This window comes from Polaribacter sp. YIW18 (genome assembly GCF_057219325.1).
Window position 1 is genome coordinate 153,816 of record NZ_JBXVVE010000002.1, and the last position, 13,853, is coordinate 167,668.

Consider the following 13,853-nt stretch of genomic DNA (forward strand, 5'->3'; position numbering starts at 1 on the left):
AATTATTGATGCAGTTTAAAATTCACTTTATATTTATAAAATTCAATGTTAGTTGTTACAGATAAAGCCCTGCGTATTTTTAAGTCGTCCTCAGAGCCTATTATGATACCCTTGACTTCTTGATGAGGCTCAGCTAGGTCTTCCTTAACATATCCCATGTAACGCTGTATTTGACCTACAACATTGTCGCTTACACGCCCTTTTTTAAGCTCTACAACTAAAAATGTATTTTTGTCTTTGCTTAATGCTAAAATATCTAATGGTCCTGTATCAGAAGGAAATTGTTGACCTACACTAACACCATCAAGTTCATAAATATCATATTTTTTTCCAATAGAAGTACTTTTCCAGTTCTTAACTAAGAAATCCTCTAAATGTTTTTCTAATGCAAACTCTGTTGGATCCTCTATAGTTTTATCATTAGATACTATTGATGCTGGCTTATTCCCATCAATTAGTTTTTCAATCTCTTCAGCATAATCACTTAGTTCACAGTGAGTCAATCCAGATCCAGTAGATCCTTGAAGAGATTTACTCATGTCAAATCTACTTACTGTTTTACTATACCATTTCACCCCTCTTCTATGAGGAAGAATTTCTCCTTTTACGAAATAATAATCTGAAGAAATTTCTCCAACATGATACACTCCATTCCCATCAGGACAAAGAATTATGTCACCTTTCGACAAGTATACACATACTGCATGAACACTTCCAGCATGCAAACCAATAGCAATGTTAGACTTTTCTGGATTTAAATTTTTATAGTATGGTTTAAATTTCTTTTTAAAAGCTTCCCAATCGTAATTAATAAAATCTGATAATTCTTCATTTAAACCAAAATCAATTCCTATAAATTCTCCTTTAAGACAATCGCTTAAATGAGCGCTTTTTCCTCCTGGCATTATTCTATAATATTTCATAATTTTATTCCGTGTATATATACGAATTGTGAGCTCGTTGTTACCTCTATAACTTTAAACCCTATTGATTCTATCTCTTTTTTCAATACCTCGATACGCTTTTCTACCTTCTTTTTGGGTTCACAAATAAATATATTTCCATAAGGTTTGGTAACTCTAAAGGCTTCTTTGATATAGTCTAAATAATTAGACCCCATTAAAGATAAGCAAAAGACAACAGCATTAATCTCTTGGTCTGCAAGAGGTACAGAACTTATATCACATGCTGTAACATCCTTGTCTATGGCTACATAATCAAAGGCATGTACCTTGTTAGAAACTTCTTTTGATAATAGATTTTCTCCACAGCCCATATCAGCAACTATCCATTCTGGACATTTCTTTATTTTCTTTGCTATCTCTAAATATGGAATTTCATCCCAATCTTTTCTTCTTTTCTTGTACAAATCATGGTAATGCCACCATTCCTCCTCATTATTTTTAAGTCGCTTAAATGTATTTTCAGACCTTGTTATACTCCAAGATTTATTCATCTCTGAGAAGTCTCCTAAAGAAGCCCTAAGGTATTCAACAATCTCTGGTCTTAATGGTAAAACTAAATCTTTTCGTTCTATAGATGTTACCTTACCATCATTTACTCTCTCTTTCCAAGACCTTAATGCTTGTAAAGAATCTGAACATAATTTTTGTCTTGATGGTATATGCTTAGAGGGTATTATTCCATCCACAGCAGCATCAGCAAGTGTTCTCTTTTCTCTGATTAATTTTAGTCTTTGTTTATCCCATGACCATCGCTTGTCATCCAACTCTACATATACTTGTGGAATGATAATTTCAACATCTCCAAACTTACTACCTTGTCTGTATATACGTCCTTTTAGTTGCGTATACTCTGAATCTGTCCATGGAAGAGTAAGTAATACCATTCTATTGCAAACATTTTGTAATCCATCAACACCTGTTCCTATAGTTCTCGAAGCTATTAAAATATCAACCTCGCCTTCAATGAAATTTTGCTTACTCTGTTCCCTCTCTTCTGTACTTTGTTCTCCTATGTAGAGTGCATGAGAAAAACCTTTCGATTTCACATACTTAGCAACCCTTTTTGGAATTCTGTCCTTATCAGTAAAATAGGTGTATATAATAGTTTTAGGTTTAAGATAGCCTCCTAAAATGGTTAGCTTACTCTCTAACAATATTTTTTCTAAGCCCAGATAATCTTTACTACTATTGTCTTTTAACTTTTCCGTTAAATCAGTGCCATCTATATCAAGTGTAGATGTGTTTTCTGCTGTAAGTTCTTTTAAAATAATATCATACTTAGGTATGTAACGAATTCCATTTAGAAGTAATTGATTGAATATCTTTAGAGCATTAGTGATAGTCCCTCTGGTATTAATATCATCATACTTTTTACCAGTAATAAGCTTAAGTAATGACTTCGCCTCAATAAGGTTATTAATGACTGGTGTAGCACTCATTCCAAGTAAATGAAAGTTAGTATTCATCTCTGCTGAACGCCCTATTAAACGCATTAAAGAACCTCTCCGGAGGCTCTCGTTTTTATCTCTTTGCTTGGAGTTATGTACCTCATCCAAAACAATAAAATCAATGAGGTTATTCTCGTTTAAATCTTGAAATATCTCTTCTGTATACCCTTGTTGAAACTTCTCGTAATTTAAAAGCAGGTAGTTGTATTTTGACCTATCGAACTTTTGACCTTTCTTAAAGCTTGAATGAACAAAGCTATCTGGATACACATCTAATATGTCTTTCTCTAATTGGGAAACTGTTGAGTTTAGACAGATAACAACTGTTAACCTTGAATCTATCTCTCTACTTGCAATTATAAATGAGATTGTTTTACCAGCACCAGTACCACTCCAATTCCCATAGCGCTTATAGTCTTTAACTCTCTGAACTGTGAGTTTCTGCATCATGTTAGGTTGATACTTAAAAGCATAACCTTTTGGCGGTGTGTAGGCAATTACCTTGTTATATTCCTCTAAAAATAAATCTCGAAGTCTAGATGAGTTTGCTCCCCCATTTAAGGCTTTTATGTCGTCAACCTCTCTTTTATCATTTATAACTTCGTTCCAAACCTTTTTAAGTTTGTACTGGATAAAAAACTCAACTGCCTCATCATCACAAGTGCCAATTAGTTCTTTATCTAAAACAAGAATATCTTCATTAGAAATACTTGGTAGACCTTGACGCTTTTTTTGCTCTTGCTCAGAGTATTCCACATCTTCAATAGATGGCGCTTCTATAGCAGAGATGGCATCGTTTAACTCATCGTCATAGGCTGAGGTTAACTCCAGTAATTTATCTGAGAGTTCTTCTGTTCTATCTTCGCTTAACTCTTCCTCTTCATCAATCCCTAACTTTTCTTTAAGTGTTTTTAGAGAGTTTTCTTTGGTTCCCTCAAGAGTAAAAACTAACTCCTCGAACTCTTTTGGAAGTTTACCCTGAGCAATAAGCATATTAAGCTCTACAGGGTCCATATTTAGTATGTCCTCATTTTGGATGTCATTAACAAAATTAACAACACTTTTAGTACTCCAACCTCTGTTACAAGTTGGGCATCCTGAGCCACTTAAATGACTACCAGGTGATTGTTCAAAAACACCATGAATTTTGCAAACTATACTAACATTTTCATGAGTATTTGAATATTTTACTAATGAGTAATCGTATAAATCACTATGAATAATTTTAAATTTTTGAATAACTTCTTCATCAGTACTTCTTAATTTGTTTCCTATGGATTCATTTCCGCATGAATTACAACCAGAACCATTAAGATGTTTGCTTGGTGCTTGTTCAAAAACACCATGCTTAGCACATCCTATTTTAACTTTTTTACCCGGAACATATTTTGTTGATGAATAATCATAAATATCACCATGAATTAATTTTGAAGATTTTATAAAAAAGTCTGTTTTATCAATAGCATTTTGAATGACACATTTTGAATTTTTATTTAATAATGAAAATGAATTAACTTTGTGACGTGTTCTTGTTAATTTATTAAATAGAATTACAGGCGTCTTTGCGTTAACATAAATGACTTCAGTGTAGTCGTAATCATCGTTCCAATAACCTTTACTCTTGAGGGTGTTCAAAAAGGAGGTTGTGTTGTAATTTACTGAGCCATGGCAATTAGGGCAACCACTACCCCGTAAATGAGACTTTGGTGATTGTTCAAAGACACCGTGTTCCTTGCAAATTATTTTGACTTTTGAATGGGTTGTCTTATATACTACTTTTGAATAATCATATAAGTTATTATGTATTTCTTTGAATTTTTCAACTATTTCATTTGAAGAGTATTTTGATTTACCTTTTCTATCATTAATACTACATTTTAAACATTTTGAACCTTTTATTAAACTCATTGGTTTCGGAGAAAAAACTCCGTGTTTATTGCAAATTATTTTGATATTAGTGTGAGCATTTTTATACTCAACCTCAGAATAATCATAGTCATCATTCCAATGACCTTTATCCTTAAGTTTTTGAAGAAATTCTAATGTTTTTTGTGATTGAGGCATTTAAATTCTTTTTCATTTCAAATCAAATATAAAAAAAATATAACAACAATGTTATACAAGTAGATTTTCATTAAAAATTAAATTTAATTTAAGATAAATTAAAATGAAGTATCTCAATTACAATTAAAATAAGTAATTTTAACCGTATTTTGAACCTAAAAATAGGTACCAACCGAGAGAAGTCTCCACGGTGGTAAGACAATACGGACATTACGTCACAATAAACGTCTTTATCAAAGTACAAATAAAACTATTTGTATGAGAAAATTAATACTACACATTCCACACTCATCAACCGCTATCCCATTCTTTGATGGATATGTCGATGACAAACAAAAAATTACCAAAGAGATTGGGAAATTAACTGACTGGTATACAGACGACCTATTTGGAACCGAGACTGATGATAAGGTTATAACACCATTCTCTAGAATATTCTGCGATGTAGAACGCTTTGAAGACGATAGCCAAGAGGAAATGGCGAAGTTTGGTATGGGAGCTCTTTATGAGAAGTTTGACAATGGCGATACGCTTCGTACAGTAACTCCAGAACTACGTAAAACAATACTCCAAGACTATTATAGAAAGCACCACGAAAAGCTCTTAAACCTTGTTAAATCAAGCCTCGAAGCCAAGGGGGAGTGTTTGATTGTGGACTGTCATTCATTCCCTGAAGAATCATTTAATTGCGCTGTTAACAAGTCCTCTTTTAGACCTGACTTTAATATTGGAACAGACGGTTTCCACACCCCAAAGAAGCTTATTGAGTTATCTAAGAGATACTTTGAGGAACTAGGGTATAGTTTGGGTATTGACGAGCCTTATAGTGGAACTATAGTTCCAATGGAATACTATAAAAAATATGAAATGGTACAGTCTATAATGCTAGAGGTGAATAGAAAGCTATACCTATCAGGAACAGAAAAGTCAGATGGTTATGAAAAAATTAAAGAAGTAGTTCAAGAATACTTAAAATTATTAAAGAAAACTAAAATCTATACATATTAAGGAAAATAATAAAATAATAATTATATTTTTTTTAATTTGTTTTTAGGTGCAGTTAAGACTAAAAATTATTATTTACAAATGGCTGAAATTGATTCAGGTATTATATACCCTAATGACTTCGCTTTTTCTATATCATAACAAGCTAAAGTAGTATCTCCTAAAAAACCAAAATTAACACCTCTTTTGTAATAAGATTCGGAATCTTCTGGATTTAACTCTATAACTTTGGAAAAATCTTTTATCGCTTTTCTATGATTTTTTAAATTTGTGTAAACTAAAGCTCTATTAAAATATGCATCTTCAAAGGATGGATCTATTTCAATAGATTTACTAAAATCATTTATAGCATTTTTATAATCATAAGTTTGCATGTAAGAGTTACCTCTAGCATATAATATAATTTTATCATTAGGTCTTATTTTAAGTGCTTGGCTTAATGTTAAGATTGCATTTTTATGACTTCCTTGGCTAGCTTGTTTTAGACCCAATTTAACATAATGTCCAGCTTTCACAATATCTTCTAAAGAGTCCGATTGACAGTATAAATAGGTATGAGAGAAAACCGATATAATAATGAATGTAAATATTCTCATTTGTAGTATTTGTTATAAAATTTAAACATTATTTCTTTATCATTATTAAATTCTTCCCATGAATATGATCTATCTATAAAATTAAACATCATTTTTCCCCCATTACCATGAGAAAGATTTAATACATCGTGACCTAATTCGTGATATATTAGGTACCATTTTTTTGGTTTTGATGCGTTAGACCATTTTACTGGATCTACATAAACTTTTATTAGTTTATCATCGTTCCTCCCATAACTCAGTCCTAATATATTTTCTTCTAACTCTTTAAACTCAGCAACTATGTTTGATTGCTTTAATTCAATCCCATGATCTTTACAATCCTCAAGAAATAACCTAACCATTTCAGGTAGATCAAAAGTATTTATTTTATCTAAAGATCTTTCACCAACTATTACTCCTGTAACATTTGAAATAATTGATTTTGTTACTGTCATTTTATATGCGTTTGAATTTAATATCTTTTCTAAAGACGCATGTCTAACAATATGATAACTATTTTTATTTATATTCTTTGTTATATTAAAATTATCTTGATAATTGAAAATTTCAATAAAGTCAGTTATTCCGTCTTTTTTAAAACTTTTTTTTATTTCATTTATAAAAAGTTGTTTTTGTTCCTTGTCAAAAGAGGAAGCACTTTTTTTCATTTGAATGTTATAGCTATTGTTTGCTAAGATTTTACTTGTCATGCATTCTGCACACTCTCTTACCATAACAACTTCATCTGTATATGCAGCACACTGAAAATTTTTAAACATTAAGGTTCTATAAAAAGTATATTTTTTACTTTCATTAAAGCTTCCAGTATAAGAAGTATACTCTGCATTTTTTTGAACTGAAATATTTTTGAAACCAGAATTAATTAAAAAAGAATTTGCTTCAGACTGTGAGATACTTAACCACTTAGGGTCAATAATTTTATAAATAGATTTTGAATCTGTTGATCCGTCTAAGTAAAAATCTTGTGCTTGAATATTTGAAATAAAAAGAAAGATTAAAAAAACGAATTTAAAGTTTTGTTTTATAAACATAAAATTTTGTTTTATAAGTTTAGCACTCTTATTAGTAAAATTTTTTTGTTATCAAATGCATCTACTTTATAATAACCAACTTCATTACCATAACTGTCTAGGATATTTATTTTTTGTTTGTCAAAAGCATCTCGCTTGTATGTATAGTTCTGTGAAAATGTTTGTGTAGTGATTAAAGTCCGATTACAATTAATAAGGTTTTAAAATATTTAATTTTTTTTTTTTTTTTTTTGAAATTTTGCATACTCCGTTTATGGTTTTTTTTCTGTATATTCCGAACAACATGATTTAAGTTTTTAGTAACTTATTCTCAATGAAAAGATACAAGCCTCTAAATATATTTAACTTTGCTAGTGATATTCTATTTCTCTAACTTTCATTTCAATATCTCTTAAAAGATATTTTTTTAATTCTTTACCTTCATTTTCTTTTACAGCATCTAGGAGCTTACATAAACTTTCTCTAAGCTTAAATTTAACATCCGCTAATTGCTCATATTTTTTTTTTCATTTTAATTTATTTTACTGGCTAAAATACGTTTTTTTTTATAGGTTTCGGTTTTCCGTATTTAAATTAAGTGATTTTCCGCATTTATTTTTTTTTTAACAAATGTCACACTAAAAATTTTACCGTTTTTATAAAGCCTAAGTTTAGTTATAGTGTAACAAAGATTGATTCAAATCGTTTAGGTGTTTTCTTCCAAGAACTAATAACCTCTGTTTCTTTATTCCAAAATTGAGTAAGTTTATTTTGAAATGACTGATTATGAATATTTAGTATCAGTTTTAATGAGGTAATTTATTTTACATCGGTTCTGTCGCAGCTAATGTAAGGAAAAATCAAATTTTTTAAATTTACAACAAAAAAGATGTTCAAAGGTCACTGTTTTCCTAAAGCAATCATATTACAAGCTGTTTACTTCAAATTAAGGTTTAGTCTTAGCTATAGAGATGTAGAAGAACTTTTATCTATCCGAGGAGTCAAAGTGGATCATGCTACTATTCAACGCTGGGTATTCAAATTCACACCTCTTTTAGAACAACAATTCAAAAAGAGAAAAAAATTAGTTGGGAAAAGGTGGAGACTAGATGAAACCTATATTAAGGTAAAGGGTGAGTGGAGATATTTATACAGAGCAGTTGATAAAGAAGGGAATACTGTAGACTTTTTGTTAACTAAAAGAAGACAACGTATATCTGCACAGAAATTTTTAATCAAAGCCATAGAGAATAATGTTAATCCAGAACTTATAAATATAGATAAGAGTGGGGCGAATAAGGCTGCGATAAAACTATACAATCGAAGAAACTATTCAAACATAAAAATAAGGCAATGCAAATACCTCAATAATATTGTAGAACAAGACCATCGAATGATAAAGTGGCGTATTATGCTAGGTCTAGGTTTTAAAGAATTTGAATCAGCAAAGAGAACCATATCAGGAATAGAAGTAGTTAGAATGATAAAGAAAAATCAACTGGTGAACCCTGAAAGTTCAACCTACAAATCATTTATATCATTAGCTTCTTAAAAAATTAAATTAGTTTAAAACTTGATGCTTAATTTTAGCAGATGCGACAGAATCCGTTTTCTTTAATATTAAGAATTATAATATAAAACAAAAAAAGTGAGAGCCATAAAGCCCTCACTTTCATAAAAATAAATTTTATTGAGATTTATTTTTTAGTGTACTTTTTCAATTCTGTTACAGCTTCTTCAGTTGTAAAAACATGACTAGCAATCATTCTAAAATTTACAAGAGCTGCTTCATATCCATTCATTCCTGGTAATATTGCAGCTGCAGTTGCATCTTTTACAACAGAGACATCAAAGCCAGACTCAACTAAATCTCTCATATGTGATTCTGTACATAGGTTAGCAGACATTCCTGCTAAAACTACCTTGCTAAATCCGTGCTTACGTAATTGCAATGCTAAATCGTTAGATTCTGGACCATAAACCTTATGAGGACTTGTAACAATTACATTATCTCCATCGATATATTTCTTGTACTTATCTAACCAATCAGCACCAGAACCTTCAAAGCCTTCTGTTGATAAAGCATCTGTTCTGTCAAACATTCCAATTTTGTGCATTAATACTTCTAAGGCACCTTCAATTTCCCAAGAATGATCGTGTTTAAAATAATAATGAGGTGATACAAATACTGTAATTCCTTTTTCTTTTGCTACTTTAAAAAGAGCTTCGATATTGTCTACCGTGTTGTTTGCTGTTACACTTTCTCCAACAACTCCCCAAGTTACTCCATCTGGGCTTAAAAAGTCATTTTGAGGATCTGTAATTACAATTGCAGTATTTTCATCTACTGTAAATCCTGGATCTGGTAATTGAGCAAATATACTTGTTATACTTGCTAATACTACTGTTAATGTTAATGCTATTTTTTTCATTTTTTATCTGTTTAAAAATTAATTATTTTGTGATGGTATTATAATTTAAATACCGTTTTTATTTATGCTTGTATTGTTTCTAATTCTTGAACTACTGGAAAATCAATATCGATTTTAGTTAAATTGTGTAAGTAGTTCATTACAACTTTGTCGCCTACTGCTAGAATTACATCAACTAAAGTTCCTTTTGAATAGCCAGCATTAAAAAACGCATCAAGTGTTGCGTCATCAACTTTTCCTTTGTTTAAGGTAATTGCTTTTGCAACCTTAACAAGTGCATCAAATTTTTCGTTACTTGAAAAATATCCTTGTCTTAATTCTAAAATTTGTTCTTCGGTAAAACCATTTAGTTTACTAATTGCTGTATGAGCAGATTGACAATAGCTACAGCCGTTTACTTGACTAACTACTAAATTTACAACTTCCTTTTCTTTATTAGAAAGTGATGTTTTTGCATTTTGAAATTGTAAATAATTGCCTAAAGCAGTATCTGAATATGCAATGGTTGCATAAAGGTTAGGAACAAAACCTACTGCTTTTTTTAGGTTGTCAAAAATATCTTGATTGTTAGAAGATACTTCTTCTCTTGTTGGTACATTAAAATGTGTCATAATATTCTGTTTTTATAATTGTTTATCATTATTGATAGTGCAAAGATGCTAACAGAATAGAGTATTTTATTAGGTAAGATTTCCCTTAGAGTTGGCGATTTATCCCATAAGAGATTTTTCTCGGTATTTTGAAGGAGAAATACCTTCTTGGTTCTTAAAAAATCGACTAAATGACTGAACATCATCGTATCCAATTTTAAATGCCACTTCTTGAATTTGAATGTCCGTGTAGAATAATAATCGTTTTGCTTCCAGCATTTTACGATCTTGAATATAAGTTAATGGCGTTTTTGTTCCTATTTTTGAAAATATGTTAGAGATTGTTTTTGGGGATTTAAATAAAAGATCTGCATATTCGGCAACTGTATGTTTTGTGTTAAAATGCTGTTCTACCAAAAAATTGAAATCTCTAATAATATCATTTTCTTTTTTCTTTTTTGAAAACTGATTTTGCTCCTTATATAATCTGGTACATAGTATAAGGTATCGTTTTAACATCATTTGCAACATACCTATTTGTAAGTTGTCTTTAGACTGCATTTCTATTGTAAACATTTTCCAAAGTATTTGAAAATGTTCAATTTCTTCTTTTGGAATTGTAATGATAGGTAATTGAGATGCACCAAAAAACAAAATACCTCTACAACTAACTTCTACATCGTGGTCTATTATACAAAAAAAAGGGCGATTGAATCTTAAAAATTTTGAGGATCCTTTTTTTAGTACTTTAACCTTATGAAATTCTGTAAAAAAGACAATTTGATTTTTGGTAAATGAATATGCTTTCCCATCTATAATAAAGTTGTTGTCACTTGTTTCAAACCAAAGAATGGTCAAACTACTTGGTTCTGGCTGATTAAAAACAGAACAAGAGCTAGTATCAAGTTCCGTTAGTTCAATAAATTCGTCTGTTTGTCCTTTTATTTTCATTTTTTTAATGACAGCTAACGTATGTGTGCATGGCAAGTGCCCTTTCTAGGGCATTTGTTATGCACGCTGTTGTGTGCAGTAAATATAACAATAATTTTATTGTTCATATTTATGTAGTTAGTCCAACGCTACACTAATTCGACATTCATTTTATTAGTTTATTTTTCTTATGAACTTTACACTACGTACCGTGTAAGGTTTCGTCATAAAAATAATTCGGAATTCACTTATATAAGACTCCAAGCTATTTATTAAAATACTAAAATTCAGTCTTTTATTTGACTTTCTAAAAAAAAAACCGTAATTTTAAACTTATATGCGTTCCTAACGTATTTGATAGCGAGCTCTCATACGATGAAATCGATAAGTTTAGAAACTGTAATTTCCGCTGTCAATTCCACTTTTTCCATTTTAATAAATAGCTTTCCGCTTTTAAAAATTCCGAAATAATAAATATGAAATGACCAAAAGTTGGCACTTATTGCTCACAACGGACAAGTATATGCGTAGTTGCGGGATTTCAAGGTACTGACCTTTCAAGTTTGTACAAATGTTACATACCTGCACAATGTTTCTTTTTACCACAAAACCCCGAAATTATCGCATATACAATGTTATGGGCTGGTTTTAATTCTTTCTTGTATTATTAGCAATTGAAGATAGTGCTCTAAATTGCTCAGCTAAAAATCTTGCGGCAACAATAATTAAGAAGCCGTAAACTGGCATCAGAATTATAAACAGAAACCCAGTTTCCATAAAAGCAAGTCCAAGTGCTTCTGATAAGTAATAGCCTTCGTCTCCTAAAATAAGTGTTGTCAATAAAGCAACTGAAAATCCAACAATACCAATCCAAGTCCCAAGCCATTCACCTATTGTCTGTATAAGATGAGAGAAAACAGGTGTAGCCACAAATTCGTCTCCTACGTTGGATGTGGAAATTACTTTTGATTTTCTATCCCACCAAAGTTGAAAACTTAACCAACCTGCAAAAGCTATTATTAGCCATACAAGTAGGAATACTATTACAAATTTGGCAGGAGTATCAAAGATGTCATTATCTACAGCTTGATAAAAAACAAAAATTGGCACTATTAAATTTATTATTGCTAATAACGCATAAAGCCAGCTAAATGGCTTGCGATAAAGGTCTCCGTTGTCAATAAATGACAAATAAGGTTTAATGAATGTAAAAAATTTGTTGTCCATATTATTTCCTTTTTTAATTTTCCTACTCATAAGGCTTTTCGGGATACGCCCCGTTTTTTATTGTGGTCTCTGGTCTCCACTTGTTTATTAAATTAATTGCAATTGCCCATTTCTTTCAATAAGGCTTCTGCAAATTTTTGTTTATCGGAATCAGATGTATATTTCCCTTCCATTTCTTGTGATAAAGTTGCCGCTTCAGAAGCCAACTTGGTGCTTTCTTCCATCACGGACATATCTCCAGATGTTGCTTTCTTCATTAGTTGTTGAGCTTTACATTGAAGTTCTGCCACTTTTTTAGCATCACTTTCAATAGATCCGCCTCCACAGCTTGTCAGAATTGTTGAAGCAAATATGATTGCTCCGAAAATTGTCATTACTTTTTTCATTTTTATTTGATTTAAATTTTGTTCCGGTTCTGTCGCATCTAATGTAATGAAAAATTTTATTTTTTTAAATTTACAACAAAAAAGATGTTCAAAGGTCACTGTTTTCCTAAAGCAATCATATTACAAGCTGTTTACTTCAAATTAAGGTTTAGTCTTAGCTATAGAGATGTAGAAGAACTTTTATCTATCCGAGGAGTCAAAGTGGATCATGCTACTATTCAACGCTGGGTATTCAAATTCACACCTCTTTTAGAACAACAATTCAAAAAGAGAAAAAAATTAGTTGGGAAAAGGTGGAGACTAGATGAAACCTATATTAAGGTAAAGGGTGAGTGGAGATATTTATACAGAGCAGTTGATAAAGAAGGGAATACTGTAGACTTTTTGTTAACTAAAAGAAGACAACGCATATCTGCACAGAAATTTTTAATCAAAGCCATAGAGAATAATGTTAATCCAGAACTTATAAACATCGATAAGAGTGGGTCGAATAAAGCTGCGATAAAACTATACAATCGAAGAAACTATTCAAACATAAAAATAAGGCAATGCAAATACCTCAATAATATTGTAGAAAAAGACCATCGAATGATAAAGTGGCGTGTTATGCTAGGTCTAGGTTTTAAAGAATTTGAATCAGCAAAGAGAACCATATCAGGAATAGAAGTAGTTAGAATGATAAAGAAAAATCAACTGGTGAACCCTAAAATTTCAACCTACAAATCATTTATATCATTAGCTTCTTAAAAAATTAAATTAGTTTAAAACTTAATGCTTAATTTTAGCAGAAGCGACAGAACCTAAAAAACATAAGTTATATGAAAATACTTGTGACACACTAGCTCTTGCTTATTATAATTTAGCGGATTACACAAATGCTTTACATTATTCAAACCTATCTATTAATCCAGATTCTAAAAGTAGTTTTTCAGATCACTATTACAATCGAGCACGAATTTATTTAAAAATTAACGAAAAAGAAAAAGCTATTATAGATTTGAAAAAAGCAATCGAAAAAAATGGAAATGAAGATGCTAAAAACCTTCTTGAGGAAATTAGTAATCTTAATAATTAACCGTAGACAAATTAAACGCAAAAAAGTTTTTTAAAAAATTATAAAAAAAAATAAATCCTTTCCATAGAAAGTGGATTAAACTAAAGTATCGTATCAACTCATTAATCTTTTATGGGTTGTAT

At 30.6% G+C, this 13,853-nt stretch carries 13 protein-coding genes and 1 riboswitch; of the genes, 4 read left to right on the forward strand and 9 right to left on the reverse strand.

Features of this window, described 5'->3' with window-relative positions:
• Positions 1-2: 2 nt before the first annotated feature.
• Together AC2D6T_RS02840 and AC2D6T_RS02845 are read right to left on the reverse strand one after the other, a co-directional pair.
• Complete coding sequence (locus AC2D6T_RS02840) at positions 3-923, reverse strand: endonuclease NucS domain-containing protein (RefSeq protein WP_484680394.1); 921 nt, start codon at positions 921-923, stop codon at positions 3-5.
• Positions 920-4,477: a DEAD/DEAH box helicase family protein gene (locus AC2D6T_RS02845; RefSeq protein WP_484680395.1), complete on the reverse strand. Its 3,558-nt coding sequence runs from the start codon at positions 4,475-4,477 to the stop codon at positions 920-922. Before AC2D6T_RS02845 ends, AC2D6T_RS02840 begins: the two co-directional genes overlap by 4 nt.
• Before the next feature lie 139 nt (positions 4,478-4,616).
• Positions 4,617-4,710: riboswitch (SAM-I-IV-variant riboswitch) on the forward strand.
• Positions 4,711-4,735: 25 nt separating this feature from the next.
• Here AC2D6T_RS02845 and AC2D6T_RS02850 point away from each other — a divergent pair.
• On the forward strand, positions 4,736-5,485 hold the full coding sequence (locus AC2D6T_RS02850) for an N-formylglutamate amidohydrolase (RefSeq protein ID WP_484680396.1): 750 nt from the start codon (positions 4,736-4,738) through the stop codon (positions 5,483-5,485).
• 68 nt (positions 5,486-5,553) lie between these two features.
• Here AC2D6T_RS02850 and AC2D6T_RS02855 read toward each other — a convergent pair whose 3' ends face one another.
• Together AC2D6T_RS02855 and AC2D6T_RS02860 are read right to left on the reverse strand one after the other, a co-directional pair.
• Positions 5,554-6,078, reverse strand: a complete 525-nt coding sequence (locus tag AC2D6T_RS02855) for a tetratricopeptide repeat protein (RefSeq protein ID WP_484680397.1) — start codon at positions 6,076-6,078, stop codon at positions 5,554-5,556.
• A complete protein-coding gene (locus AC2D6T_RS02860; protein ID WP_484680398.1) occupies positions 6,075-7,112 on the reverse strand; it encodes a hypothetical protein in 1,038 nt (345 codons plus the stop codon). The genes AC2D6T_RS02855 and AC2D6T_RS02860 overlap by 4 nt, the downstream gene beginning before the upstream one ends.
• 868 nt (positions 7,113-7,980) lie before the next feature.
• Between AC2D6T_RS02860 and AC2D6T_RS02865 the strand changes: the two genes are divergently transcribed.
• Complete coding sequence (locus AC2D6T_RS02865; protein WP_484680399.1) at positions 7,981-8,643, forward strand: IS6 family transposase; 663 nt, start codon at positions 7,981-7,983, stop codon at positions 8,641-8,643.
• A gap of 145 nt (positions 8,644-8,788) precedes the next feature.
• On the opposite strand, the gene AC2D6T_RS02870 is transcribed toward AC2D6T_RS02865, so the two are convergent.
• The 5 genes from AC2D6T_RS02870 to AC2D6T_RS02890 form a co-directional block, all read right to left on the reverse strand.
• On the reverse strand, positions 8,789-9,523 hold the full coding sequence (locus AC2D6T_RS02870) for a cysteine hydrolase family protein (protein ID WP_347187011.1): 735 nt from the start codon (positions 9,521-9,523) through the stop codon (positions 8,789-8,791).
• Between the two features lie 62 nt (positions 9,524-9,585).
• On the reverse strand, positions 9,586-10,134 hold the full coding sequence (locus AC2D6T_RS02875; protein WP_347187010.1) for a carboxymuconolactone decarboxylase family protein: 549 nt from the start codon (positions 10,132-10,134) through the stop codon (positions 9,586-9,588).
• A gap of 99 nt (positions 10,135-10,233) precedes the next feature.
• Entirely contained in the window at positions 10,234-11,064 is an 831-nt protein-coding gene (locus tag AC2D6T_RS02880; protein WP_347187009.1) for a helix-turn-helix transcriptional regulator, read from the reverse strand.
• 627 nt (positions 11,065-11,691) lie between these two features.
• Positions 11,692-12,270 (reverse strand): hypothetical protein, encoded by a 579-nt coding sequence (locus AC2D6T_RS02885; RefSeq protein ID WP_484680400.1) that lies wholly within the window; start codon positions 12,268-12,270, stop codon positions 11,692-11,694.
• Between the two features lie 92 nt (positions 12,271-12,362).
• The gene (locus AC2D6T_RS02890) at positions 12,363-12,755 is read right to left on the reverse strand and encodes a hypothetical protein (RefSeq protein WP_484680401.1); all 393 of its coding nucleotides are present in this window, start codon (positions 12,753-12,755) and stop codon (positions 12,363-12,365) included.
• Between AC2D6T_RS02890 and AC2D6T_RS02895 the strand changes: the two genes are divergently transcribed.
• Together AC2D6T_RS02895 and AC2D6T_RS02900 are read left to right on the forward strand one after the other, a co-directional pair.
• Positions 12,741-13,403: an IS6 family transposase gene (locus AC2D6T_RS02895; protein ID WP_484680402.1), complete on the forward strand. Its 663-nt coding sequence runs from the start codon at positions 12,741-12,743 to the stop codon at positions 13,401-13,403. The two genes, AC2D6T_RS02890 and AC2D6T_RS02895, sit on opposite strands and share 15 nt — an antisense overlap.
• A gap of 154 nt (positions 13,404-13,557) precedes the next feature.
• Complete coding sequence (locus tag AC2D6T_RS02900) at positions 13,558-13,731, forward strand: tetratricopeptide repeat protein (protein ID WP_484680518.1); 174 nt, start codon at positions 13,558-13,560, stop codon at positions 13,729-13,731.
• The last annotated feature ends 122 nt before the right edge of the window (positions 13,732-13,853 follow it).

What these genes read in the sequence shown, in the direction of transcription:
- AC2D6T_RS02880 (WP_347187009.1), bottom strand. Translation starts at nt 11,064, where the DNA reads ATGAAAATAAAAGGACAAACAGACGAATTTATTGAACTAACGGAACTT.
- AC2D6T_RS02875 (WP_347187010.1), bottom strand. Translation starts at nt 10,134, where the DNA reads ATGACACATTTTAATGTACCAACAAGAGAAGAAGTATCTTCTAACAAT.
- AC2D6T_RS02850 (WP_484680396.1), top strand. Translation starts at nt 4,736, where the DNA reads ATGAGAAAATTAATACTACACATTCCACACTCATCAACCGCTATCCCA.
- AC2D6T_RS02865 (WP_484680399.1), top strand. Translation starts at nt 7,981, where the DNA reads ATGTTCAAAGGTCACTGTTTTCCTAAAGCAATCATATTACAAGCTGTT.
- AC2D6T_RS02895 (WP_484680402.1), top strand. Translation starts at nt 12,741, where the DNA reads ATGTTCAAAGGTCACTGTTTTCCTAAAGCAATCATATTACAAGCTGTT.
- AC2D6T_RS02845 (WP_484680395.1), bottom strand. Translation starts at nt 4,477, where the DNA reads ATGCCTCAATCACAAAAAACATTAGAATTTCTTCAAAAACTTAAGGAT.
- AC2D6T_RS02855 (WP_484680397.1), bottom strand. Translation starts at nt 6,078, where the DNA reads ATGAGAATATTTACATTCATTATTATATCGGTTTTCTCTCATACCTAT.
- AC2D6T_RS02885 (WP_484680400.1), bottom strand. Translation starts at nt 12,270, where the DNA reads ATGGACAACAAATTTTTTACATTCATTAAACCTTATTTGTCATTTATT.
- AC2D6T_RS02860 (WP_484680398.1), bottom strand. Translation starts at nt 7,112, where the DNA reads ATGTTTATAAAACAAAACTTTAAATTCGTTTTTTTAATCTTTCTTTTT.
- AC2D6T_RS02840 (WP_484680394.1), bottom strand. Translation starts at nt 923, where the DNA reads ATGAAATATTATAGAATAATGCCAGGAGGAAAAAGCGCTCATTTAAGC.
- AC2D6T_RS02870 (WP_347187011.1), bottom strand. Translation starts at nt 9,523, where the DNA reads ATGAAAAAAATAGCATTAACATTAACAGTAGTATTAGCAAGTATAACA.